Raw genomic sequence first — 23,767 nt, forward strand, 5'->3', positions numbered from 1 at the left:
CGGTCAGGCCTGCCGGCGCCGCACGGTCTCGAACAGGCAGATGGCGGCGGCGGCACCCACGTTCAGGGATTCCACCGCACCTGGCATGGGGATGGTGATGCGGTGCCGGGCCTGGGCCAGGGTTTTCGGCCGCACCCCTGTTCCCTCCGCGCCGAATATCCAGGCCAGAGGCCCTTGCCACTCGGCCGCATACAGGGAGGTGGCGCCTTCCAGGCAGGTAGCCAGGGAAGTGCCGCGGTAGCTCGCCAGAAAACCGGGCAGATCCTGGCCTTCGTGAAGATCCAGCAGAAAATGGGCGCCCTGCCCGGCGCGCAACACCTTGGGGGACCAGGCGCCCACGCTGTCGGGCGAGAGCAGCACCTGGCTGAAACCTGCGGCGGCAGCGGTGCGCAGCAAGGTACCCAGATTGCCCGGGTCCTGGATGCCATCGAGCAGCACGCAATCCTTGTCGTGGGCAGGGGACTGATCCGGCCCGGGAATGACCACCTCCGCCAGAATGCCGCTCGGGGTTTCCGTATCCGCCAGTTCCGCCAGCAGCTTGTCAGGCAAGCACACCACTTCGGCGGTGGGGTTGGCTGTCAGCCAGTCCGCAATTTCTGGCCGCGCCCTACCCTGATCTCCCACCAGCACCGTTTGCGGCAAGCCATGCCGGGCTTGCCAGGCGGTGAGCAGGTGCATGCCTTCGAGCAGGGTGGCGCCGGCCTTTTTGCGCTCCCGGCCGGATCGGGCCAGATTTTTCCAGGCCTTGTAGGCCGGATTGTCCCGGGAACGGATGACTTTCATCATCAGATCAGGCCCAGCTTGGCCACGGGGCCAAAACTGCGCCGGTGCTCGGGACAGGGGCCGTGGGCCTGGAGGGCGGCAAGATGCGCGGCGGTGGGATAGCCCTTGTGCCGGTCGAAACCATACTGGGGATATTGCAGGTGCAATTTCACCATGCCGGCATCCCGCACGGTCTTGGCCAGGATCGAGGCGGCGGCGATGGCGGCAATCTTGCCATCGCCCTGGACCACTGCTTCCACGGGAATATCCAGCCTGGGGCCGCGGTTGCCATCCACCACCGCCCGGACTGGCGCCAGGCTCAAGCCGGCCACGGCCCGCTGCATGGCCAGGAAGGTGGCCTGGAGGATGTTGATCCGGTCGATTTCCTCGGCGCTGGCGGCGGCCACACACCAGGCCAGGGCCTTGGCACGGATTTCCACGGCCAGCAAATTGCGGCGCTTTTCCGGGAGCTTCTTGGAATCGTCGAGGCCGACAATGGGACTGGCCGGGTCCAGGATCACGGCAGCCGCCACCACCGGCCCGGCCAGGGGCCCCCGCCCCGCCTCGTCGATGCCGCAGACGTCGCCGGGCAGGAGAATCAGGCCAGCAGACATTCGATGACTGCCGTCGCCGCCTTCTCGGCGGTGTTCTGCTGCAACTGATGGTGGATGTCGGTAAAGGCCCGCTCCAGGAAAGTGGCAATCCGCTGATCCCCTTCCAGATTGAGGAGGGCCTGGGCCAGGTTTTCCGGCGTGGCATCGTCCTGGAGCAGCTCCGGCACCAGGAAGCGGCCCGCCAGGATGTTGGGCAAGCCCACATAGGGCAGATAGCCCTTGCGCTTCATGATCCGGTAGGAGGCGGGGGCGAGCTTGTAGGTAATGACCATCGGGCGCTTCACCAGCGCGGCTTCGAGAGTGGCGGTTCCGCTCGCCACCAGCACCACGTCGGCGGCCCCCATGGCGTCCTGGGCGTGTCCGAACAGGAGCCGGAAAGGCAGGTTCGCCGCTTCATGCTGGTAGATGGCTGTTTCGAACTGGATCCGGGTTTCCCGGGTGGTCAGGGGCACCAGGAAGATGGCCTGGGGCTGGCTCTGATGGATCAGCCTGGCGGTCTGCACGAAGGTCCCGGCCATGTATTCCAGTTCCGACTGGCGGCTGCCGGGCAGGAGGGCGTAGATGGGGCCAGCCAAGGGCAGATTGAGCTTCGCTCGTGCTTCCTTCTTGTCCGTGTGCAGGGGAATCTGATCCGCCATGGGATGCCCGACGTAAGTCACCGGAATACCGGCCTTTTCATAGAGGGGGGGCTCCATGGGGAACAGGGCCAGGACCCGATTTACCGCCTTGGCGATCTTGTGGATGCGTTTGCCGCGCCAGGCCCAGATGGAAGGACTGACGTAATGGAGGGTGGTGATGCATCTGGCTTTCAGGTCGGCTTCCAGGCCCAGGTTGAAGTCGGGCGCATCGACTCCGATGAAGATATCGGGTGGGTTCTGCAGCAGGCGGGTCTTGAGCTGACTGCGAATGGCGGAAATTTCCCGGTAGCGCTTCAGGACTTCCACATAGCCCATGACTGCCAGCTTTTCCATCGGCCACCAGGCGTCGAAACCCAGGGCCGACATCCTGGGGCCACCGATGCCACAGAAGGTGGCATCAGGGAGGCGGGCCTTGAGGGCGGCAATCAGGTGGCTGGCCAGCAGGTCTCCCGAAGCCTCGCCCGCCACGATAGCGATGCGGGGAGCACGCTTCATCGAATGATGCCGCGCCTGGAGACTTCGAGGAAATCGACAAACATCTGCACGTCAGGCTGCTCTTTCGCGGCTTCGGCCAGCTTGGCCCTGGCCTCTTCCAGCATCAGACCGGATTTGTACAAGGTGCGGTAGGCTCGCTTCAGGGCGGCGATGGAGTCGGCAGTAAAACCGCGCCGCTTCAGACCTTCCACATTGATGCCATAGGGAGCTGCGGTATTGCCGGCGGCCATCAGGTATGGTGGCACATCCTGCAGCACCACGGTGCCAACGGCGGTCATCACATGGGCGCCGATGTGGCAAAACTGGTGCACCCCGGTGTAGCCCCCCAGGATGGCCCAGTCATCCACATGGACATGCCCGGCGAGCTGGGCATTGTTGGCAAAAGTGGTGTGGTTGCCGACCTGGCAGTCATGGGCGATATGCACATAGGCCATGATCCAGTTATCGTTGCCGATGCGGGTGACGCCCGCATCCTGGATCGTGCCCAGATTGAAGGTACAGAACTCGCGGATGGTGTTGCGGTCGCCGATTTCCAGACGGGTGGGCTCGCCGGCGTATTTCTTGTCCTGGGGCACCTCGCCCAGGGAGGAGAACTGGAAAATCCGGTTTTCCCGGCCAATGCGGGTATGGCCGCAGATCACCACATGGGAAGCAATGACCGTCTGATCGCCGATTTCCACATGCTCACCGATGAGGGTGTAGGGGCCGATCTCGACCCCGGCGCCGATTCTGGCACCCGGATGAACCACGGCGGTAGGATGAATCCTTGCACTCACTTGGCGATATTCCGCTTGGCGCACATCAGATTGGCTTCGGCGGCCAGTTCGCCATCGACCCGGGCCTCGGCCTGGTACTTCCAGATGCCGCGCATCAGACGTTTGATCTCCACATGCAGGTGTAGTTGATCCCCCGGTATCACCGGGCGCTTGAAGCGGGTGTTGTCGATGCCGACAAAATAGAACACCGAGTCATCGCTGGGCATTTCGCCCATGGTCTTGAAGGAAAGGATGCCGGCCGCCTGGGCCAGGGCTTCCACGATCAACACGCCAGGCATCACGGGGTGATGGGGAAAATGCCCCTGAAAGAAAGGCTCGTTGATGCTGACGTTCTTGTAAGCATGAATGGATTTACCCGGCGTGACTTCGACCACCCGGTCCACCAGCAGGAACGGATAGCGGTGGGGCAGGTATTCCAGAATTTGATGTATATCCATTTTTCAGCTCTTGATCTCTAGTTCTTCAAGTTTCTTTTCGAGTTCGCGGACTCGCTGGGCCAGTTGTCCCAGGTGTTTCAACTGGGCGGCACTCTGGAGCCACTTGTCGTGGGTGTCCAGAGGATAAAGGGCGGTGTACTTGCCCCCGTTGGTGAGACTCTTCATCACCATGGTGCCCGGGGAAATCTCGGTACCGGGCGCAATCTCCAGATGCCCGAGGATCATGGCGGCGCCGCCAAGGGCGCAGTGATGGCCGATCTTCGTGCTTCCGGCAATGCCGACACAGCCGGCGATCACCGTATGCTCGCCAATGACGCAGTTGTGGCCGATCTGGATCTGGTTGTCGAGCTTGCAGCCATCGCCGATGACCGTATCTTCCAGGGCTCCCCGGTCGATGCTGGTATTGGCGCCGATTTCCACGTTGTTGCCGATGACAACCTGGCCGATCTGGGGAATTTTCAGCCACTGGCCCGCTTCCGGCGCAAAACCGAAACCATCGGCCCCGATGACGGCACCGCTGTGGACGATGCACTGCTCACCCAGCTGACACCCCGGGTAAATGACGGCACCAGGATGAATGATGCTGCCCGCACCGATCGAGGCGCCAGCTCCGATGACGGCATTGGCGCGGATTTCCACGCCTTCGCCCAACACGACGCCAGGCCCCACATACGCCCCAGGCCCCAGGTGGCAGGAAGCCGGAATGGGAGATTCGGCGCAGGCCTGGGCATGCACCCCGGCGCCCAGGCGCTGCACCGGATTCAGCAGGGCTGCCACCCGGGCGTAATACACATAGGGTTTGGGCGTAAGAATGGCGGCAGCAGGCGCATCCTGTGCCATGTCCGGCGTCAGGATGACCGCAGAAGCCCGGCAGTGCTGGAGATGTTTGCGATATTTCGGATTGGCCAGAAAGCTGATCTGGCCGGTCCCAGCCCCCTGCAGGGTGCCCACCTGGGAGATGATGACGCTTCCGTCACCCCGCAGTTCACCGCCCAGGCGGTCCACAATAGCCGCGAGCGTGTAAGCCGCTCCGCTCGCGTCCGGATGCATCACTTGCTTTCCGAGAGTGCCTTGACCACCTGATCGGTGATGTCCAGTTTCGGACTGACCCAGACCACATCCTGGAGGATCAGGTCGTACTTCTGGCTGTCGGCGATCTGTTTGATGGCCCGGTTGGCCTTCTCGATAATCGCGGCATTGGCTTCATTCTGGCGCAGATTCAGATCCTCGCGGAACTCCCGCTGCTTGCGCTGGAATTCACGGGAAAGCTCGGAGAACTCGCGTTCCTTGTTGCGTCGCTCGGTTTCGGACAGGGTGACCGAATTTTTCTCCATGTTTTCCTGCATGCCCTGGAGCTGCTTCGCCATGCGCTGCAGTTCCTGGTCACGCTTGGAGAATTCGGCTTCGATTTCCTTGGCCGCCTTGATGGCGGAAGGGGCATTGCGGAAGATACGCTGGGTATCCACATAACCTACTTTCAATTCGGCAGCTTGGGCAAGCGGTACTGCCAGAAGGGTGAAAGCGGCGCAGATACTAGCGGCAAGAACGGATTTGGTATTCAACATTGCTCTCCTGCATCAAAAAGTGGAACCCAGTTGGAACTGGAAGGTTTCAGTGTCATCGCCCGGCTTGTCATTGAGAGGCGCGGCGATACTGAACTTGAGCGGCCCAACCGGGGAAATCCAGGCCAGGGAAAGCCCGGTGGAAGCCCTGATCGCTTCTGTGCTGATCTTCTGGCCCTTGCCAAAAACCTGGCCCATGTCGAAGAACCAGCCCAGACGCAATGTCTTGTCATAGCCAGGAAGCCCCCAGAGCAGTTCGGCATTGCCTACCAATTTGCGGTGTCCCCCCAGCCGTTCATCCGGATATTTGGCATCCACGGGCCCGAGGCTGGCTGAGGCATAGCCCCGGACCGAGTTGATACCGCCGACATAGTAGTTTTTATAGAAGGGGAGTTCATCCTGACCACCATAACCGTCGCCGATGCCCACGTCGCCGTTGATCATCAGGGTAAAGGTTTTGGATAGGGCAAAGAAGCGCTGATATTGATAATTCAATTTCCAGTACTTCAAATCCCCGCCAGGCAGCGCTACTTCAAGCGCCGCGCGCTGATAAACACCGGTCGTGGGGAAAATATAACTATCCTTGCCATCGCTGGTCCAGTTCATGGTCAACGGAAAGGCAAGATTCGACTCCCCGAATTTATTGACGAAATCGATATAACGCTGTGGACTATCGGAGAAAACTTCGGTTTTGGTATAGTCAAACGTCAAGCCGACGCCGATGGACTCGTGCTCGGAAATCGGGAAGCCAAAGCGAATGCCCGCACCGGTCGAGGCCGTCTTGTACTGACCCACATCCAGCGAAGTCGGGTCGACGGTGCGGTGATAGACATCAAACCCCTGACTGATCCCGTCCATCGTGAAATAGGGGTCGGTAAAAGACAAGGAGAGATTGCGATTGATCCTGCTGGTATTGAGCCCCAGGGCCAGATGCTTGCCACTGCCGAAAATATTATTCTGCGAAACGGAACCGGACAGCATGACTTTTTCTGACTGCGAAAAACCTGCCCCGAGCATGACGTTGCCGGTCGGCTTTTCGACGACATTCAGATTCACATCGACCTGATCCGCCGTTCCAGGTACGGGCGGCGTCTCCACCGTCACGTCGGTGAAGTAGCCGAGCTTGTCGACCCGTTGCCTGGAGAGGGTCACCTTTTCGGCGTTATACCAACCGCCTTCCATTTGCCGCATTTCTCGACGAATCACCTCATCCCGGGTACGGGTATTGCCGGTTACATTGACCCGGCGCACATAAACCCGTTTGCCCGGATCGACAAAAATGGTGAAGGCAACCTGTTTCTTTTCCTTGTCCATTTCAGGAGATGCATTGACATTGGCAAACGCATAACCCTGATCGCTCAAGCGGTCCGCAATTTTTTTGGTCGTGTTATTCAATTCATCCCGGGAAAAAACCTGCCCGGGTTTCAAGGGAACGAGACGACGTATCTCGTCTTCCGGCAAGACCAGGTCGCCCGCCAGTTTTATCGAGGAAATCTGGTAACGATCCCCTTCCGTAATATTGATCGTAATGTAAATATCCTGCTTGTCCGGTGAAATGCTGACCTGGGTGGAGTCGACCGCGAATTCCATGTAACCCCGGTTCATGTAATACGAACGCAGCTTTTCCAGATCGGCCGAAAGCTTTTGCCGGGAGTATTGGTCATTTTTGGTATACCAGGTCAGCCAGCCGGGTGTTGTCTGTTCGAACAGTTTCAGCAAATCAGATTCGCGAAAGGCCTGCGCGCCCACGATGTTGATCGACTTGATCCTGGCCGCATCCCCTTCATTGATATTGAAGTTGATACCCACACGGTTGCGCTCCAGGGGCGTCACCGTGGTGGTGATCTGCACACCATACTTGCCTTTGGAAAGATACTGGCGCTTCAATTCCTGCTCGGCGCGATCGAGCAGCGCCCGGTCAAAAATCTGGGTTTCCGCGATCCCCATGTCTTTCATGGCCTTGAGAATCTGATCCTTTTCAAATTCCTTCATGCCGATGAAGTCGATCTTGGCGATGGCGGGACGCTCCTGCACCACGACGACCAGCACGTCGCCCTCGACTTCGACCCGGACATCCTTGAAGAAGCCGGTGGAAAACAGTGACTTGATGGCCTGCGAGGCTTTTTCTTCGGTCATCGTGTCGCCTACCCGGACTGGCAGATAGGAAAACACCGTCCCGGCTTCGGTACGCTGAATACCTTCAACCCTGATGTCCTTGATGGCAAATGGTTCGAAAGCAAAGGCTGAGGCAGACAGCACGCTTGCAAGCAGAACCGCGCAAATTTTGTTATTCATTCACTCAGCCGTTTAAGAGGGGACCCAGCAGGCGACTCAAATCATTGAAAAAAGCGAAAGCCATCAGGGTAAACAGCAGGGTGAGGCCGATTTGCTGCCCCCACGCCATGACCCGTTCAGAGAGCGGACCCCCCTTGATGACTTCGAGAGCATGATACATCAAATGCCCTCCATCCAATACGGGGATGGGCAGCAGGTTGAGGATGCCGAGACTGATACTCACGAGGGCCATGAATTTGAGGTAATAGTCCAGCCCCAGCCTGGCGGACTGGCCTGCGTAGTCGGCAATGGTGACCGGGCCGGAGAGGTTTTTCCAGGAAGCTTCGCCGGTCAGCATCTTGCCGAACATCACCAGGCTGAAGACGGATTTGTCCCAGGTTTCCCGCACGGCACGGAGCGCTGCGTCGAGGCAGCCATAGCGAACGAACCCCTTGATCTCCGGCTGTCCCTCCAGGCTCGCCTCCGCTACGGAAACCCCGATCCGCCCGATGCGCAAGCCCTGTTCTTCGATGACCTGCGGCGTGATTTGCACCTGGAAGCGGTTGGCTCCCCGCAACATGTCAAACATCATGGCCTGGCCCGGAGATTGCCGGATGGCCTCCACCACCTCATCCCAGGTCGCTATCGGTTTTTGATCGATGGCAACAAAAATATCGCCGGCCTGCAATCTTGCCGCCGCCCCGGGACTGCCGGCCTGAATCCCGCCCACCACCGGCAAAATGGCGGGACGGTAAAAACGCAGGCCCAGGCTGGCAAAGGCATCCTTTTCCCAGCCCTGTTCGGCCAGGGAGCCGAGGGCAAGATGGCGGAACACACGTCCCCCGCCGAGCGGCTGCAGTTCCAGTTCCACACTGTTCTGCTGGGTGGCCTTGTGTAATAACAACCACTGGAAGTCCTGCCAGGTTTGTACCGCTTCTCCGTCGACGCGAAGGACCCGGTCGCCATTGGCAATTCCGGCCCTGGCAGCAGGGGATTCGGCGACAGGAGGCCCGAGTACGGGGCGCAATTCCTCGCTACCGTGCCAGAACAATCCCCAGTAGATCAGGATGGCGAGCAGGAAATTGGCCAGCGGGCCGGCCACCACGATGATACTGCGCCGTCCCACACTTTGCCGGTTGTAGGCCCGGTGCAATTCATGAGCCGAGACCTCCCCTTCCCGCTCGTCCAGCATGCGCACATAGCCCCCCAGGGGCAGAAGGCTGAGCGACCACTCGGTCTGATCCGGGCCGTACCGGCGACTCCAGATGATGGGTCCGAAACCTGCACAAAACCGCAGTATCTTGACGCCGCAAAGCCGGGCCGCGACAAAGTGGCCGAACTCGTGCACCACGACCAGCACCCCGAGAACGAGGATGAAGGCGCCCAGGTAAAAAGGAAGGTCACTCAAAGGAAGGTCGCTCATGAGCCGCCCCGGTTCATGCCGCAGAGCAGTTCCCCGGCTCGGCTTCGGGCCAGGGCATCGGCCGCCTTCACCTGCTCCAGGGTATCGGCCGCCGAGACCGGCAGGGCTTCCAGCACCGCCGCCACCAAGCGTGCAATTCCGGGGAATGTCAGCTGCCGCTTCAGGAATGCTTCCACGGCCACCTCATTGGCAGCATTCAGAATGGCAGGGGCCGTTCCACCGGCTGCGAGCGCCTCATAGGCCAATTTCAGACAGGGAAACCGTTGAAAATCAGGTGCCTGGAAATCCAGCCGGGCAATCTGGAAAAGATCCAGGGGAGGAACGCCTGCCTCGATCCGCTCGGGATAAGCCAGCGCGTGGGCAATCGGGGTACGCATGTCGGGATTGCCCAGTTGGGCCAGCACGGAACCATCCACATACTCCACCAGGGAGTGAATGACGCTCTGGGGGTGTACGACCACCTGAATTTTTTCTCCGGGCACCCCGAACAGCCAGCGAGCTTCGATCAATTCCAGGCCTTTGTTCATCATGGAGGCGGAATCCACGGAAATCTTGCGCCCCATGACCCAGTTGGGATGGGCGCAGGCCTGCTCCGGCGTGACATGTTCAAGGTCTGCCGGCGCCAGATTGCAAAAAGGGCCCCCGGAAGCCGTCAGCAGAATGCGTCGCACCCCGCTTTCGGCCAGGCCGGGGCGAAAACCAGCGGGCAAGGACTGGAAGATGGCATTGTGTTCGCTATCGACCGGCAGCAGCGTCGCCCCATGCCGGGCAACGGCCTCCATGAACAGCGCCCCGGCGGTCACCAGGGCTTCCTTGTTGGCCAATAGCACCCGTTTGCCCTGTTCGACCGCGGCCAGGGTAGGCGCCAGGCCGGCTGCCCCGACGATGGCGGCCATCACGGTATCCGCCTCGGGCGCCGCCGCTACCTGACACAGGGCTTCAGGGCCGTGCAGCACCTGGGTTTCGAGGCCCAGGGACTGGAGTGTGGACTGCAGGCGCCCCGCCAGATCCGCATCACCCACCACGGCAAAGTCGGGCCGGAATTCACGGCATTGATCCCGCAGCTTTTCCCATTGGCGGTGCGCACAAAGCGCGAAGGCCCGGTAACGCTGCGGGTGACGCCGGATTAGATCCAGGGTGTTTTCGCCAATGGAACCCGTTGAACCGAGAAGGGTGATTTGACGCATGGGAATTTGACGCATGGGAATCAGGCCGCGATCAACAGGAGGCAACAAGCCGAAACAGGCAGGATGGCCGTCAGGCTGTCGATGCGGTCAAGAATCCCGCCGTGCCCCGGCAGCAACTGGCTGCTGTCCTTGATCCCGGCCAGGCGTTTCATCAAGGACTCGAACAGGTCGCCGAGCACGCTGACGGCCGTCAGCAGCATCAGGATGAGGGCCCAGACAAGCGCGCCCACCCCGGCCTGGGGACCGATGGAAAAACCCAGGATCAGGACGCCAGCGACGGCCCCGGCCACCCCTTCCCAGGTCTTGCCGGGGCTGATCGAGGGAGCCAGTTTGTGCTTGCCAAAAGCGCGCCCGGAAAAATAAGCGGCGCTATCCGCCACCCAGGCAATGCTCAGCACGGTCAGCAGGGGCAGCACCCCCAGGGCACGGAACTGGACAATCGCCAACCAGGCCGGCAGCAGAACCATGAGGCCGGGCCAGATGCCGATGGCGCCTTTACAGTTCCAGCGGCGGCGGATCCAGAAGGGGACCAGCACCAGCCAGAACAGCGCCGCCAGGCCATAGACCCAGAGCAAAGCCGGCCTCAGTGCTGCGTCAGGCCACTGCAACAGGGCAGGAAAGAACATGACAAGCAGCACCATCAGGATAAAGAGGCCAGCGCCGTAGCACTTGCGTGCGCCTTCGGAAAAAGCGGCCAGCGCCCCCCATTCCCAGGCCCCCAGGGCCGTCACTGCGGCCATCAGGATGGCCCAGCCCGCTTGCGGCAACCAGAGCATGGCCGGCACCAGCACAAGCAGCATGAGAAAGGCGGTGATCACGCGTACTTCAAGCATTGCCGGATTGATCCGTCAGTTGTTCGCTGGTGCGCCCGAAGCGGCGCTCACGCCCCTGGTAGGACTGGATCGCCAGGCCCAGCGCGTTGGCGCCAAACTCGGGCCAGAGGGTTTCCGTGAAATAGAGCTCGGCATAGGCGAGTTGCCAGAGCAAGAAATTGCTGACCCGTTGTTCGCCGCCGGTACGGATGAACAGATCCGGCTCGGGCGCGAAATGGGTGGATAGATAGGGTTCCAGATCGGTTTCCGTCCAGATGCCTGCCTTGTCCGACGCGGCGGCAGTGAGCCGGTTGACGGCCTGGAGAATATCCCAGCGCCCCCCGTAGTTGGCCGCGATGGTGAGATGCAGGCGGGTATTGCCGGCGGTGACGGCCTCGGCATGGTGGATCAGTTCCTGCAGGCGGGCGTCGAAGCGCGATAAATCACCGATGACGCGCAGACGCACACCGTTACGATCGAGTTTATCCACTTCCTGCTGCAGGGCCGTGACAAACAGCCGCATCAGCAGGCTGACCTCTTCCTCCGGGCGGCGCCAGTTTTCGGAACTGAAGGCAAACAGGGTCAGATATTCGACCCCGCGTTCGATACAGGCCCGCACGATCTCGCGCACGGATTCGATGCCCTTGACATGACCGGCGACCCGCGGCAGGAAACGTTTCTTGGCCCAACGGCCATTGCCATCCATGATGATGGCGATATGACGGGGTACCGGCAGGCGCTCCGGTACATCCCGTGTTGCACTTTTGAAAAATGACACTCAGACGTTGCCTTGACCTTAAACAGCCATCAGTTCGCTCTCTTTTTGAGCGAGCATCTTGTCGACTTCGGCCACGTATTTATCGGTGAGCTTCTGGATCTCTTCCTGGGTACGACGTTCATCGTCCTCGGAGATTTCCTTGTTCTTGACGGCATCCTTGAGGGCATTGTTGGCGTCCCGGCGCAGGTTGCGGATCGCCACCTTGGCATTTTCCCCCTCGCCCTTCACCACCTTGGTCAGATCGCGGCGACGCTCCTCGGTCAGGGCCGGCATGGGGATGCGGATCAACTCGCCCTGGGAAGAAGGATTGAGCCCCAGATCGGACTCACGAATGGCCTTCTCCACCTTGGCGGCCATGGGCTTCTCCCAGACCTGGACACCCAGGGTCCGGGCATCGACCAGGGTCACATTGGCGACCTGATTGATCGGCACCAGGGAGCCGTAATACTCCACCTGGACATGATCCAGAATCCCGGTATGGGCCCGGCCGGTCCGGATCTTGGCCAGGTCGTTCTTGAGGGCGTCGATGGATTTCTGCATCTTCCCTTCGGTGGTTTTCTTGAGTTCGGCAATCATCTCTGACCTCGTTCAGCAATACACCAGGGTTCCTTCGTTCTCGCCGCAAACCACGCGTTTCAGGGCCCCCGGCTTGAAAATCGAAAAGACATTGATGGGCAGCTTCTGATCCCGGCACAGGGCAAAAGCGGTCGCATCCATCACCGCCAGATTGTTGGCGATGGCTTCGTTGAAACTGATCTGCTCGAAACGGGTGGCGTTGGCATCCTTCTTGGGGTCCGCCGTGTAAATGCCATCCACCTTGGTGGCTTTGAGCACGATCTCGGCACCGATTTCGGAACCGCGCAGGGCAGCGGCGGTGTCGGTGGTAAAGAAGGGGTTGCCGGTACCGGCACCAAAGATGACGATCTTGCCCTCTTCCAGATAGCGGATGGCCTTGCCACGAATGTAAGGCTCGACCACCTGCTCGATATTCAGCGCCGATTGCACCCGGCCATTCAAGCCGGCCTGACGCATGGCATCGGACAGGGCCATGGCATTCATCACCGTGGCCAGCATGCCCATGTAGTCGGCGGTGGCGCGATCCATGCCGGTGGCGGTGCCCGCCATGCCCCGGAAGATGTTGCCGCCGCCGATCACCACACCAATCTCCACCCCCAGGTCAGCTACCGCCTTGATCTCGCCGACGATGGTGCTGATGGTCTGCGGATTGATGCCGTAGGCATCGCTCCCCATCAGGGCCTCACCGGACAACTTCAACAAGATGCGCTTGTACTTGGGAGTGGTCATGGTTTCTCCTGATTACTTCTGGGCCGCCGCCGCCTGAGCCGCCACTTCAGCGGCAAAGTCAGTCACCTTCTTCTCGATGCCCTCGCCCACCACATAGAGGACGAAACCGGCGATCGAGGCTCCCTTCCTCTTCAGGAGCTGCTCCACGGTTTCCTTGCCGTCCTCGGCCTTGACGAAGACCTGGTTGAGCAGGGTGACTTCCTTGAGGAACTTCTGCACGCTGCCTTCGGCGATCTTTTCCAGCATGGCTTCCGGCTTGCCGGACTCCCGGGCCTTTTCGATGGCGACGCGACGTTCGGCTTCGATCAGGGCGGCATCCACGCCGCTGGCATCGAGGGACTTGGGTTTGCTGGCCGCAATGTGCATGGCCAGGTCGCGACCCAGCTGCTCGTCGCCGCCCACCAGATCCAGCAACACGCCGATCCTGGCGCCGCCGTGAATGTAGGAAACCAGCTTGCCCTTGGCCTCGATGCGGTTGAAGCGGCGGAGGGTCATGTTTTCGCCGATCTTGCCGACCAGGGCAGCACGGGTAGATTCCACGGTGCCATCGCCCAGCGGCAGGGCGGACAGGGCCTCCACATCGGCGGGAGCCTTGGTGGCAACCAGTCTGGCACAATCCGCCACCAGATTCAGAAAGTCGTCGTTCTTGGCCACGAAATCGGTTTCGCAGTTCACTTCCAGGATGGCGCCCAGCTTGGCATCCTCGGAAATGTAAATGCCGACCACCCCTTCAGCCGTCACGCGTGTCGCGGCCTTGCTGGCCTTGCTGCCCAGCTTGACGCGCAAAATTTCTTCGGCACGCGCCATGTCGCCAGCAGCTTCAGTCAGTGCCTTCTTGCATTCCATCATGGGCGCGTCAGTCTTCTCGCGCAGTTCCTTGACCATGCCTGCGGTAATTTCCGCCATCTTCAACTCCGGGAATATCGAATTAATGTAAACAAGAATGGCGAAGCATAAAGACCCGCTTCAGGCTTCGCCATGACAGCAAAGTTACTCTGCAGATTCTTCTTCGACTTCGACGAATTCTTCGTCGGAACCGGCACCCACGATTTCCTGCAGCGCCATGCTGCGGCCTTCGAGCACGGCATCTGCCACGCCACGGGCGTACAGGCGGATGGCCCGGGAAGAGTCGTCATTGCCGGGGATCACATAATCCACACCCGCGGGGGTGTGGTTGGTATCGACCACGCCGATCACGGGGATGCCGAGCTTGTTGGCTTCAGTCACGGTGATCTTGTGGTAGCCGACGTCCACCACGAAGATGGCATCAGGCAGACCATTCATGTCCTTGATGCCGCCGATGGCCTTCTGCAGCTTTGCCAGCTCACGGGAAAAGGTCAGCGCTTCCTTCTTGGGCATGCGCTCCAGCTCACCCGCTTCCACGGCAGCTTCCATATCCTTCAGGCGCTTGATGGACTGCTTCACGGTCTTGAAGTTGGTCAGCATGCCACCCAGCCAGCGTTGATCCACATAGGGAACACCGGCACGACGGGCTTCTTCCGCGATGATTTCGCGGGCCTGACGCTTGGTGGAAACAAACAGCACGGTGCCCCGATTGGCCGCGAGCTTCTTGACGAACTCCATGGCTTCGTTGTACTTGGCCAGGGTCTTTTCCAGGTTGACGATGTGAATCTTGTTGCGGGCACCGAAGATGTAGGGAGCCATCCTGGGGTTCCAGAAACGAGTCTGGTGACCGAAGTGGACACCGGCTTCCAGCATTTGACGCATGGTTACAGACATTGCAAAACTCCATTAAGGGTTATACCGCCACCTGCCGCCAACGTCGCACCCGGGAGGAACGACACCCTTAACGGGCAGGTGTGTGGATTTCCGGCCAAACCATTTGAACCGGGTTTCAGCCTGGATCGACTGAAACTTTTCAATTATAGCAGTCTGCAACGCCACAAGACAAAGCCCGAATACAAAGTCGAAGCACACGGGAACTTCGTGCGCGGCCAAATTGCCCAATGGCGTCACCATCCCTTATCCTTGCCGCCTCGCTGAACAGAAAAAATTTCATGACCATTCACATCAAGACCCCTGAAGAAATCGAAAAAATGCGGATTGCATGCCGGCTGGCCTCGGAAGTGCTCGATTACATCACCCCCCTGGTCAAAACCGGCGTCACGACCGAGGAAATCGACCGGCTCTGTCATGACTACATGGTCAATGAACTAGGCTGCATCTCCGCCTGCCTGAACTACACGCCTCCCGGTTACAAGCCTTACTCCAAGGCCATTTGCACCTCCATCAACCATCAGGTCTGCCATGGCCTGCCCAATGACCGCCCCCTCAAGAACGGCGACATCGTCAATCTGGACATCACCGTCATCAAGGATGGTTTTCATGGTGACACCAGCCGCATGTTCTGCGTCGGCGAACCTTCGATCCAGGCCAAGCGGCTGTGCGACATCACCTATGAATGCCTGTGGCTGGGCATCAAGGCCGTCAAACCCGGGGGCTACCTGGGTGATATCGGTGCCGTGATCCAGAAACATGCTGAAAAAAACGGTTATTCCGTGGTGCGTGAATTCTGCGGGCATGGCATCGGCCGCAAATTCCATGAAGATCCTCAGGTCCTGCATTACGGCAAGGCGGGTACCGGCACTCAGCTGCAGCCGGGAATGATTTTCACCATCGAGCCCATGATCAATGCCGGCAAGGCCGCAATCCGCGAACTGCCCGATGGCTGGACCATCGTCACCAAGGACCGCAGCCTTTCGGCCCAGTGGGAACACACCATCCTGGTCACCGAAACCGGCTTCGAGGTGCTCACCACCTCGGCCGCCAGCCCTCCTCCTCCCACCTTGTGACCCTGCCTGCCAGCATCCCGGTCAAGCCGCTGCGGGAAAATCTGAAAACCCGCCGCAAGGAACTGGCCTGCCGCTATCAGCAAGACCTGGATGCGGCCACCTATCTGGAGCAGCACTGTCAGCTGGTCGACACGACCCTGATCGCCCTCTGGAACGCCCTGGACCTGCCCGCTGAACTCGCCCTGGTCGCCGTGGGCGGGTATGGCCGGGCCGAGTTGTATCCGGGCTCGGACGTGGATTTGCTGATTCTGCTGCCCGCCGACCCGGATGGCCCTCTCACCGACCGGCTGGAGCAGCTCGTCGGCCTGTTCTGGGACATCGGTCTTGAAGTCGGCCACAGTGTCCGCACCATTCCCGATTGTGTCCGCGAAGCGGCCGACGACATCACCGTCCAGACCGCCCTCCTGGAAAACCGGCGGCTGACCGGCAGCCCTGCCCTTCATGAACAGTTCTGCCAGGCGTTTCGCAGCGTCCTCAATCCGCTCAACTTCTTCAAGGCCAAACGCCTGGAGCAGGAAGAGCGCTACCTGCGCCATCACGAAACCCCCTACAGCCTGGAACCCAACTGCAAGGAAAGCCCCGGCGGCCAGCGTGACCTGCAGAACATCCTCTGGATCGCCCGGGCCTGCAACTACGGCGCCAGCTGGCAGGACCTGAAGCAGCGCAACTTCATCACCCGGGCAGAACTGATCCAGTTACAGCGTTGCGAACGCTATCTGCAACACCTGCGCATCCAGTTGCACCTGCTCACCGGCCGGCGTGAAGACCGGCTGCTGTTTGATCACCAGAAGGCCCTGGCCGACGCCATGGGGGTGCAGGCCTCGGCCACCAAGCGTGCCTCGGAACAACTGATGCAGGCTTACTACAAGAATGCCAAGCGGGTGACCCAGCTCAACACCATCTTGCTGCAGAACATCGCGGCAGACCTGATGCCCGCCGCCAGCACTGCGCCCTGCCGGCTCAATGAACGCTTCCAGGTCATGGGTGACTTTCTCGATGTGGTCCACGAACAGGTTTTCGAGAAGACCCCTTCTGCCCTGCTGGAAAGTTTCTGGCTGCTGCAACAGCACCCGGACCTGCGCGGCATGACAGCAAGAACCCTGCGCGCCCTCTGGTGTGGCCGGGACCTGATCACCCCGGCCTTCCGCCGGGACCCGGAAAACCGGCGCCTGTTCCTCAGTCTGTTTCAGAGCGATCAGGGCGTGGTGCATGAATTCCGGCGCATGAACCAGTACGGCATCCTGGGCCGTTACCTGCCCGCCTTCGGCAAGATCGTCGGGCAGATGCAGCACGACCTGTTCCATGTCTATACGGTGGATCAGCATATCCTGATGGTCATGCGCAACCTGCGCCGCCTGGCCTTAGAAGAATTCGCGCACGAATATCCTTATTGCAGCCGCCTGCACAACGCCTTTGCCCGCCCCTGGGTGCTCTACATCGCAGCCTTGTTCCACGACATTGCCAAGGGCCGCGGCGGCGACCATTCCGAACTGGGCATGGTCGATGCCCGGGAATTCTGCGACAGCCACGGGGTGGATGCCGACGACACGGAACTCATCGTCTGGCTGGTGGGGCATCATCTGATGATGTCCCAGGTGGCCCAGAAGGAAGACCTGTCCGACCCGGAAGTGATTGCCGCCTTCGCCGCGAAGATGAAGGACCAGCGGCACCTGACTGCCCTCTATCTGCTCACGGTGGCCGACATTCGCGGCACCAGCCCCAAGGTCTGGAACAACTGGAAAGCCAAGCTGCTAGAAGACCTGTACCGGCTCTCCTTGCGCTATCTGGAAACCGGCGACACCCCGGCACCTCAGGGAGTGATCCAGGAACGCCAGGCCGAAGCCCTGCGCCTGCTGCGCTACTTTGCCCTGTCGGACACGGTGCACGAGCGCCTGTGGAAGCAACTGGACACGGTCTACTTCTTGCGTCACACGGCCGAAGAAATTGCCTGGCACACCCGTGCCCTGCACTACCGCACCCAGATCGAGAAACCCGTGGTCAAGGCTCGCCTGAACCCGGGCGGGGGGCTGCAGATCATGGTGTATACGGAGGACCAGCCCGACCTGTTCCTGCGCCTGGTGAGTTTTTTTGCCAAGGCCGGCTACAGCATCGCCGATGCCAAGATTCATACCACCCGGCACGGCTACGCCCTGGATAGCTTCATTCTTCTGGATGTGGGCAACAACGCCAGCGACCGGGACATGATTGCGGTGATCGAGGCCGAGCTCGGCCGCCACCTGGAATCCGGCCTGCCCGCCGAAGAACCGGCAACCGGACGGCTTTCACGCCAGGTCCGGCACTTCCCCATCACCCCGGAAATCCACATCCGCCCGGACGAGCGGGAAGACCAGCATGTGCTTGCCCTGGTCGCCGCCGACCGGCCGGGCCTGCTGTTCCACATTGCCCAGGTCCTGGCCCGGCACGGCATCGCCCTCAAGGCTGCCCGCATCGCCACCCTGGGCGAACGGGTCGAAGACACTTTCCTGATCGCAGGGCCCGGCCTGGACAAGAGTGCCACCCGGCTGAAACTCGAGGGCGACCTGCTGGAATTACTGCAGATCTGATGCGGCGAGGGTGGTCCTCCGCAACCCCGCAACCCCTCAACCCTGGCGGCTGGCCACCGCCTCATTCCCGCTGGCATAACACCCCACCAGTTGTTCGATGACGCAGCGCACCCGTCCCATGGCCTCCTGCAGCACCTGTTCCAGGCGTTCGAAGTGGATGCCGTTGCTGCTCTCACCCCGCCCGGCCGCATGGTTGGCCACCAGATTGATGGCGGCATAGGGAATGGCCAGTTCCCGCGCCAGCACGGCTTCGGGCATGCCGGTCATGCCGACCAGATCGACGCCTTCCCGCTCGTAACGGCAAATTTCGGCGGCCGTTTCCAGGCGGGGGCCCTGGGTGGCACCATAGACGCCACCGTCCTTGATGTCGATGCCAGCCCGGCCGGCGGCCAGGATCAATTGCCGGCGCAAGGCCGCATCATAGGGCTCGGTGAAATCCACATGGACCACGGGGGTACCGTTGCCATCGAAATAGGTGGACTTGCGGCCCCAGGTGTAATCAATGATCTGGTGGGGAATCACCATGTCACCGGGATTGAGGCCGTCACGAACAGCGCCCACGGAAGCCACGGAAACGATGTGGGTGGCGCCATGTTCCTTCAGCGCCCAGATATTGGCCCGGTAATTGACGGCATGGGGCGGAATGGCATGGCCGTAGCCGTGGCGGGCCAGGAACACCACCTCGTTGCCGCAGATGCTGCCGCAGGTCAGCGCCCCGGAAGGCTCGCCATAAGGCGTACGGGCCACCCGGCGGTGGGAAACATCGAGATTGGACAGCTGGGTCAGCCCGCTGCCACCAATGATTGCCAACATGGCAACTCCTAAGGAATTCTGCGCCGTACCAGCAGGGAAGCCAGCACGGGGGTTACGCTTTTCAGAGCGGCATGAGCCTGACGCAGGCGGGCCAGTTCCGGCGCGCTGCCCTGCAGTTTGCGATAGCGCGCATCTTCCTGGCTGGCCGTGAAGGGCAGACGCTCAAACGTCTTGAATCGATGGTACTGGACCAGGGTATCCCGCCCCAGATCCTTGGCTTGCCAGGGAATGACGCTGCGATCGACCAGATGCACGGCACTGACGCTAGGCAGGCTGGCCGCCAGGATCGCCACCTGACGGTGCATGGCTTCCCGATAGCTCACCACGGCGGCCTGGGCTTCGCGGTTGCCGGCCTGCTGGCCCTGGATGATGTCCTGGGGGGCTCCCATCAACCAGCACACCACCGTGTCGGGCGCGAAGCGGAGCAGTTCCTGGTGCACCGCGTCATCGAGGCTGGCCAGGTCCACCTGCAAGAAGCGCACCCCGGGATGCGCCCCGAGACGGGCACGGGCCGCCGCCAGGCAGGGCTCCAGCAGTTCCAGCGCCAGCACATCCAGGCCCCGCTCCAGCAGGGCCTCGGTACCAAAGCCCAGGCCGCAGCCGATTTCCAGCACCCGCTGCCCCGGCACCTGGGCCGCCATCCAGGCGTAATCGCCCTGACGCGCATAAGCGGCCCCTTCAGCCTCCCAGTAAGCCAGAAAGTCTGCCTGTCCGGCGCTCACGGGGCCGAGGCTCAAGATTCCCTCCGGGCATAAATGGCCGGCAGGTTGCGCCAGGCGCCGCAGATATCCATGCCGAAACCAAAAACAAACCTGTCCGGCACGGTCAGGCCCACGAAATCCGCCTCGATGGGCTTGGCCCGCCCGGTTTCCTTCTCGGCCAGGAGGGCAGTCAGGACCTCGGCGGCCCCCATCTGGGTGAGCCGGTTGCAAATGGCGGCCAGGGTGACTCCCTCGTCGAGAATGTCGTCCACCACCAGCACCGTGCGGCCCTCGAGGTCGATCCAGGGACCGCTGCGCCAGGTCAGCTTGTCATGGCCGCTGGTATGGGTCCCATAGCGGCTGGCATGGAGGTAGTCGAAATCCAGGGGGAAATCCAGCTGCGTCATCAGCTGTCCGGCAAAGGGCACGGCCCCGCTCATGACGCAAAGCAGCACCGGGTTGGCTGCGGCCAGACGGGCCTTGATGCGCCCGGCCACGGCGGCCACGGCGGCCTGCACCGTCGCGGACGAATGGATCAGTTCTGCTTGCTGCAGTACGGCCAGGGCATCATCACGCGTCATCATTCCTCCCCAGTTGCTTCAGGTATTCCGTAAAGGCCGCCCCCACTTCCGGGTGACGCTGGCCAAACACGGCGGTCGCCTGGAGATAGCCCAGCTTGGAGCCGCAGTCGTAGCGGGTGCCCTCATAGCGGTAGGCCAGCACCTGCTCTTCGGTCAAGAGGGCGGCGATGCCGTCGGTGAGCTGGATCTCGCCCCCGGCGCCGGGCTTGCCGTGCTGCAGGTGATGGAAGATGCGCGGCGTCAGGATGTAGCGCCCCACCACCGCCAGATTGGAAGGCGCCTCTTCGGGCCTGGGCTTTTCCACCATGGCGTTGATCTGCTCGACCCGCTCGGCCACCGGCTTGGCGGCGACGATGCCATAGCTGCGGGTGTCGGCCCGGGGCACTTCCTGCACGGCCAGCACCGAGCAGCGGTAGTAGTCATAGGCGTCGCTCATCTGCTTGAGCACCGGGGTCTGGCCGTCCAGCAGGTCATCGGCGAGGACCACGGCAAAGGGTTCATCCCCCACCACCGGCCTGGCACACAGCACGGCATGGCCGAGCCCCAGGGCTTCGGCCTGGCGGATATAGACGCAATTGACCCCCTTGGGGAGGATGTTGCGCACCAGTTCCAGCATTTCCGTCTTGCCCTTTTTTTCCAGCTCGATTTCCAGCTCGAAGGCCTTGTCGAAATGATCCTCGATGGCGCGCTTGCTGCGGCCGGTGACGAAGATCAGCTCCGTCACCCCCGCCGCCACGGCTTCTTCGACGGCGTACTGGATCAGGGGCTTGTCCACCACCGTCAGCATTTCCTTGGGGCTGGCCTTGGTGGCGGGCAGGAAGCGGGTTCCCAGACCCGCCACCGGAAACACGGCCTTGCGCACTTTTTGCATTCAGTTTTCTCCTTGATGGTTCAACAAGCCCAGAAACGCCGCCTCATCCAGGATGGGCACCCCCAGCTTCCGGGCATTCTCCAGTTTGGAACCGGCTTCGCTGCCGGCCACCAGGTAATCGGTCTTTTTCGAGACCGAGCTGCTCACCTTGCCCCCGACCGCCTCGATCAAGGCCTTGGCCTCGTCCCGCTTCAGGCTGGGCAGGGTGCCGGTGATCACGAAGGTAAGCCCGGCCAGGGGCAGGCCCGGCTCCCCGGCAGGGGCAGGCAGCATCGCCAGGATTTCTTCGCGCCGGGCGGCCAGCTGCAGCAGCGATTCGCGCTGACCAGGCTGGGCCAGCCAATCCACCAGGGCGGCGGAAACCGGCTGGGGCAAAGACGACAGGCGGGCCGCCAGGGCGGTTTCCCGGGCCAGTTTTGCACCGTCGGGAAACAGGGCCGCCAGTTCCCGGGCCCGGGCTTCCGTCAGTCTGGGCACCCCCAGCACTCCATATAACCGGGCCCATGCCAGGGCCTCGCCCAGTTCCGCCCGGGGGGGATGCTCGTCCCGGGGGGCCACGCCGGCCGCCAGCAGGGCGTCGATGGCCGTTTCATTGTGGGGTTCGGCAAAGAAATCGGCGATGGACTGGGCCACCACCCCGCCGATGTCCGGTAGCACCGCCAGGATGGGCCGGGGCGTGCGGCGCAGCAGGGCCAGGCTGCCGAGCCAGTCGGCCAGGGTCCTGGCGGTGGATTCCCCCACATGGCGGATGCCCAGGGCAAAGATGAAGCGGGCGAGGCTGGGCGACTTGCTGGCCTCTAGCGCCGCTACCAGGTTCTCGGCGGATTTCCTCCCCATCCGCTCCAGGTTCGCCAGGTTCTCCACCTCCAGCCGGTACAGGTCGGCGGGGGTCCGCACCAGGCCCTGCTCCACCAGCTGCTCGACCAGCTTGTCCCCCAGTCCTTCCACATCCATGGCCCGGCGTCCGGCAAAATGCAGCAGGGAACCCTTCACCTGGGCGGGGCAGACCAGGCCGCCGGAACAGCGGGCCACGGCCCCCCCCTCCTCCCGCACCACATGGGAGCCGCACTCGGGACAGCTGGCCGGCAGCACAAAGGGGGGATGGAGGGGCACCAGGGCAGAAGGGTCGTGCGGCTCCGCGCGCATGGGGCGCGCCTCGGGCACCACGGCCACCACCTCGGGGATCACGTCCCCGGCCCGGCGCACGATCACCAGGTCCCCCACCCGCACATCCTTGCGGCGGACCTCATCCTCGTTGTGCAAGGTGGCATGAGTAACGGTGACGCCGCCCACGAATACCGGCTGCAACCTGGCCACGGGGGTGATGGCGCCGGTGCGCCCCACCTGGACGACGATGGCTTCCACCCGGGTGCGGGCTTCCTGGGCCGGATATTTGTGGGCCACGGCCCAGCGCGGTTCGCGGGAACGAAAGCCCAGCTTGGCCTGGAGTTCCAGGCTGTCCACCTTGTACACCACCCCGTCGATGTCGAAGGGCAGCTCCGGGCGTAGGGCCCCCATGCGGGCATGGAAATCGGCCAGGGCCTGGGGGCCCTCCACGACCGCCCGGTGTTCGCAGACCGGCAGGCCGAAGCCGGCCAGGGCATCGAGCAGGGCGCTGTGGGTGGCGGGAGGCTCCCCCGGCCAGCCCTCGACCTCCCCCACCCCATAGGCAAAGAAGCGGAGCGGGCGGCTGGCGGCAATGGCCGGGTCGAGCTGGCGGATGCTGCCGGCCGCGGCGTTCCTGGGATTGACCAGGATCTTCTCGCCCCGGGCGGCCGCCATGTCGTTGTAGCGCGCCAGGTCGTCCCGGCGCATGTAGACCTCGCCGCGCACTTCCAGCACGGCAGGGGCATGGCCCTTCAGCTTCAGGGGGATGTCACGGACGGTACGCAGGTTCTGGGTCACGTCCTCCCCGGTGGCGCCATCGCCCCGGGTGGCGCCCTGGACCAGGATTCCATGTTCGTAGCGCAGGCTCACGGCCAGGCCGTCGAACTTGAGTTCGGCGACATAGCGCACCGGCCCATCCGCCTCCCCCAGGCCCAGTTCCTTGCGCACCCGGGCGTCGAAATTCCAGGCGCCGCTGGCTTTTGTATCGGTCTCGGTCTGGATCGACAGCATGGGCACCCGGTGGCTCACCTGGGCAAAGGCAGCCAGTGGACGCCCGCCCACCCGCCGGGTGGGGGAATCCGGGGTCGCCAGCTCCGGATGCGCGTCTTCCAGGGCCTGCAACTCCCGGAACAGGGCGTCATAGACCGCATCGGCAACCGTGGGGGCATCCTGCTCGTAATAGGCCCGGTTGTGGGCCTCGATCTGGGCGCGCAAGTCGGCGGCCCGTTGCCGGATGACGTCAGGCACCGCCAT

At 62.0% G+C, this 23,767-nt stretch carries 23 protein-coding genes; 2 read left to right on the forward strand and 21 right to left on the reverse strand.

The genetic code is table 11. From position 1 onward, the window contains the following. Window positions 1-3: 3 nt before the first annotated feature. The 16 genes from WBH99_RS05350 to rpsB all read right to left on the reverse strand — a co-directional run bounded on the left by WBH99_RS05350 (window position 4) and on the right by rpsB (window position 14,803). Window positions 4-786 (reverse strand): TrmH family RNA methyltransferase, encoded by a 783-nt coding sequence (locus WBH99_RS05350; RefSeq protein WP_424219076.1) that lies wholly within the window; start codon window positions 784-786, stop codon window positions 4-6. After that, window positions 786-1,376, reverse strand: coding sequence for a ribonuclease HII (gene rnhB, locus WBH99_RS05355; protein ID WP_424219077.1), 591 nt, complete (start codon window positions 1,374-1,376; stop codon window positions 786-788). Before rnhB ends, WBH99_RS05350 begins: the two co-directional genes overlap by 1 nt. Then, window positions 1,361-2,509, reverse strand: a complete 1,149-nt coding sequence (gene lpxB, locus WBH99_RS05360) for a lipid-A-disaccharide synthase (RefSeq protein ID WP_424219078.1) — start codon at window positions 2,507-2,509, stop codon at window positions 1,361-1,363. The genes rnhB and lpxB overlap by 16 nt, the downstream gene beginning before the upstream one ends. Then, window positions 2,506-3,285 (reverse strand): acyl-ACP--UDP-N-acetylglucosamine O-acyltransferase, encoded by a 780-nt coding sequence (gene lpxA / locus WBH99_RS05365; RefSeq protein WP_424219079.1) that lies wholly within the window; start codon window positions 3,283-3,285, stop codon window positions 2,506-2,508. Before lpxA ends, lpxB begins: the two co-directional genes overlap by 4 nt. Then, the gene (gene fabZ / locus WBH99_RS05370; protein WP_424219080.1) at window positions 3,282-3,722 is read right to left on the reverse strand and encodes a 3-hydroxyacyl-ACP dehydratase FabZ; all 441 of its coding nucleotides are present in this window, start codon (window positions 3,720-3,722) and stop codon (window positions 3,282-3,284) included. The genes lpxA and fabZ overlap by 4 nt, the downstream gene beginning before the upstream one ends. A gap of 3 nt (window positions 3,723-3,725) precedes the next feature. Then, complete coding sequence (gene lpxD, locus WBH99_RS05375) at window positions 3,726-4,772, reverse strand: UDP-3-O-(3-hydroxymyristoyl)glucosamine N-acyltransferase (protein ID WP_424219081.1); 1,047 nt, start codon at window positions 4,770-4,772, stop codon at window positions 3,726-3,728. Continuing rightward, complete coding sequence (locus WBH99_RS05380) at window positions 4,772-5,287, reverse strand: OmpH family outer membrane protein (protein WP_424219082.1); 516 nt, start codon at window positions 5,285-5,287, stop codon at window positions 4,772-4,774. Before WBH99_RS05380 ends, lpxD begins: the two co-directional genes overlap by 1 nt. A 12-nt stretch (window positions 5,288-5,299) precedes the next feature. Then, window positions 5,300-7,579, reverse strand: coding sequence for an outer membrane protein assembly factor BamA (bamA, locus tag WBH99_RS05385; RefSeq protein WP_424219083.1), 2,280 nt, complete (start codon window positions 7,577-7,579; stop codon window positions 5,300-5,302). A 4-nt stretch (window positions 7,580-7,583) separates the two neighbouring features. Further along, on the reverse strand, window positions 7,584-8,981 hold the full coding sequence (gene rseP, locus WBH99_RS05390; protein ID WP_424219084.1) for an RIP metalloprotease RseP: 1,398 nt from the start codon (window positions 8,979-8,981) through the stop codon (window positions 7,584-7,586). Beyond that, a complete protein-coding gene (gene ispC / locus WBH99_RS05395; protein ID WP_424219085.1) occupies window positions 8,978-10,168 on the reverse strand; it encodes a 1-deoxy-D-xylulose-5-phosphate reductoisomerase in 1,191 nt (396 codons plus the stop codon). Before ispC ends, rseP begins: the two co-directional genes overlap by 4 nt. A 20-nt stretch (window positions 10,169-10,188) precedes the next feature. Then, window positions 10,189-11,001: a phosphatidate cytidylyltransferase gene (locus WBH99_RS05400; protein WP_424219086.1), complete on the reverse strand. Its 813-nt coding sequence runs from the start codon at window positions 10,999-11,001 to the stop codon at window positions 10,189-10,191. Beyond that, complete coding sequence (uppS, locus tag WBH99_RS05405; protein ID WP_424219087.1) at window positions 10,994-11,758, reverse strand: polyprenyl diphosphate synthase; 765 nt, start codon at window positions 11,756-11,758, stop codon at window positions 10,994-10,996. Before uppS ends, WBH99_RS05400 begins: the two co-directional genes overlap by 8 nt. An 18-nt stretch (window positions 11,759-11,776) precedes the next feature. Continuing rightward, window positions 11,777-12,334: a ribosome recycling factor gene (frr, locus tag WBH99_RS05410; RefSeq protein ID WP_424219089.1), complete on the reverse strand. Its 558-nt coding sequence runs from the start codon at window positions 12,332-12,334 to the stop codon at window positions 11,777-11,779. A gap of 12 nt (window positions 12,335-12,346) precedes the next feature. Next, the gene (gene pyrH / locus WBH99_RS05415; protein ID WP_424219090.1) at window positions 12,347-13,063 is read right to left on the reverse strand and encodes a UMP kinase; all 717 of its coding nucleotides are present in this window, start codon (window positions 13,061-13,063) and stop codon (window positions 12,347-12,349) included. A gap of 12 nt (window positions 13,064-13,075) precedes the next feature. Then, window positions 13,076-13,969, reverse strand: coding sequence for a translation elongation factor Ts (gene tsf / locus WBH99_RS05420; protein ID WP_424219091.1), 894 nt, complete (start codon window positions 13,967-13,969; stop codon window positions 13,076-13,078). An 84-nt stretch (window positions 13,970-14,053) separates the two neighbouring features. Then, entirely contained in the window at window positions 14,054-14,803 is a 750-nt protein-coding gene (rpsB, locus tag WBH99_RS05425; RefSeq protein WP_424219092.1) for a 30S ribosomal protein S2, read from the reverse strand. Between the two features lie 278 nt (window positions 14,804-15,081). On the opposite strand from rpsB, the gene map reads away from it, so the two are divergent. Both map and WBH99_RS05435 read left to right on the forward strand, forming a co-directional pair. Then, window positions 15,082-15,876 (forward strand): type I methionyl aminopeptidase, encoded by a 795-nt coding sequence (gene map, locus WBH99_RS05430; protein ID WP_424219093.1) that lies wholly within the window; start codon window positions 15,082-15,084, stop codon window positions 15,874-15,876. Further along, complete coding sequence (locus WBH99_RS05435) at window positions 15,873-18,440, forward strand: [protein-PII] uridylyltransferase (protein WP_424219094.1); 2,568 nt, start codon at window positions 15,873-15,875, stop codon at window positions 18,438-18,440. Before map ends, WBH99_RS05435 begins: the two co-directional genes overlap by 4 nt. 36 nt (window positions 18,441-18,476) lie before the next feature. Here the strand turns inward: WBH99_RS05435 and WBH99_RS05440 are convergent, their stop codons facing one another. The 5 genes from WBH99_RS05440 to ligA are packed head-to-tail and all read right to left on the reverse strand — an operon-like array spanning window position 18,477 to window position 23,767. Further along, window positions 18,477-19,253 carry an S-methyl-5'-thioinosine phosphorylase gene (locus tag WBH99_RS05440; protein WP_424219095.1) on the reverse strand — a complete coding sequence of 259 codons (777 nt, stop codon included), beginning with the start codon at window positions 19,251-19,253 and terminating at the stop codon, window positions 18,477-18,479. Between the two features lie 8 nt (window positions 19,254-19,261). Beyond that, the gene (locus WBH99_RS05445; protein ID WP_424219096.1) at window positions 19,262-19,990 is read right to left on the reverse strand and encodes a class I SAM-dependent methyltransferase; all 729 of its coding nucleotides are present in this window, start codon (window positions 19,988-19,990) and stop codon (window positions 19,262-19,264) included. Beyond that, window positions 19,987-20,538: a hypoxanthine-guanine phosphoribosyltransferase gene (locus WBH99_RS05450; protein WP_424219097.1), complete on the reverse strand. Its 552-nt coding sequence runs from the start codon at window positions 20,536-20,538 to the stop codon at window positions 19,987-19,989. The genes WBH99_RS05445 and WBH99_RS05450 overlap by 4 nt, the downstream gene beginning before the upstream one ends. Continuing rightward, a complete protein-coding gene (gene galU / locus WBH99_RS05455; protein ID WP_424219098.1) occupies window positions 20,525-21,406 on the reverse strand; it encodes a UTP--glucose-1-phosphate uridylyltransferase GalU in 882 nt (293 codons plus the stop codon). The genes WBH99_RS05450 and galU overlap by 14 nt, the downstream gene beginning before the upstream one ends. After that, window positions 21,407-23,767, reverse strand: coding sequence for an NAD-dependent DNA ligase LigA (gene ligA / locus WBH99_RS05460; RefSeq protein WP_424219099.1), 2,361 nt, complete (start codon window positions 23,765-23,767; stop codon window positions 21,407-21,409).

Origin of the sequence: Azovibrio sp. (assembly GCF_049658005.1) — a bacterium.
GTDB lineage: Bacteria > Pseudomonadota > Gammaproteobacteria > Burkholderiales > Rhodocyclaceae > Azovibrio.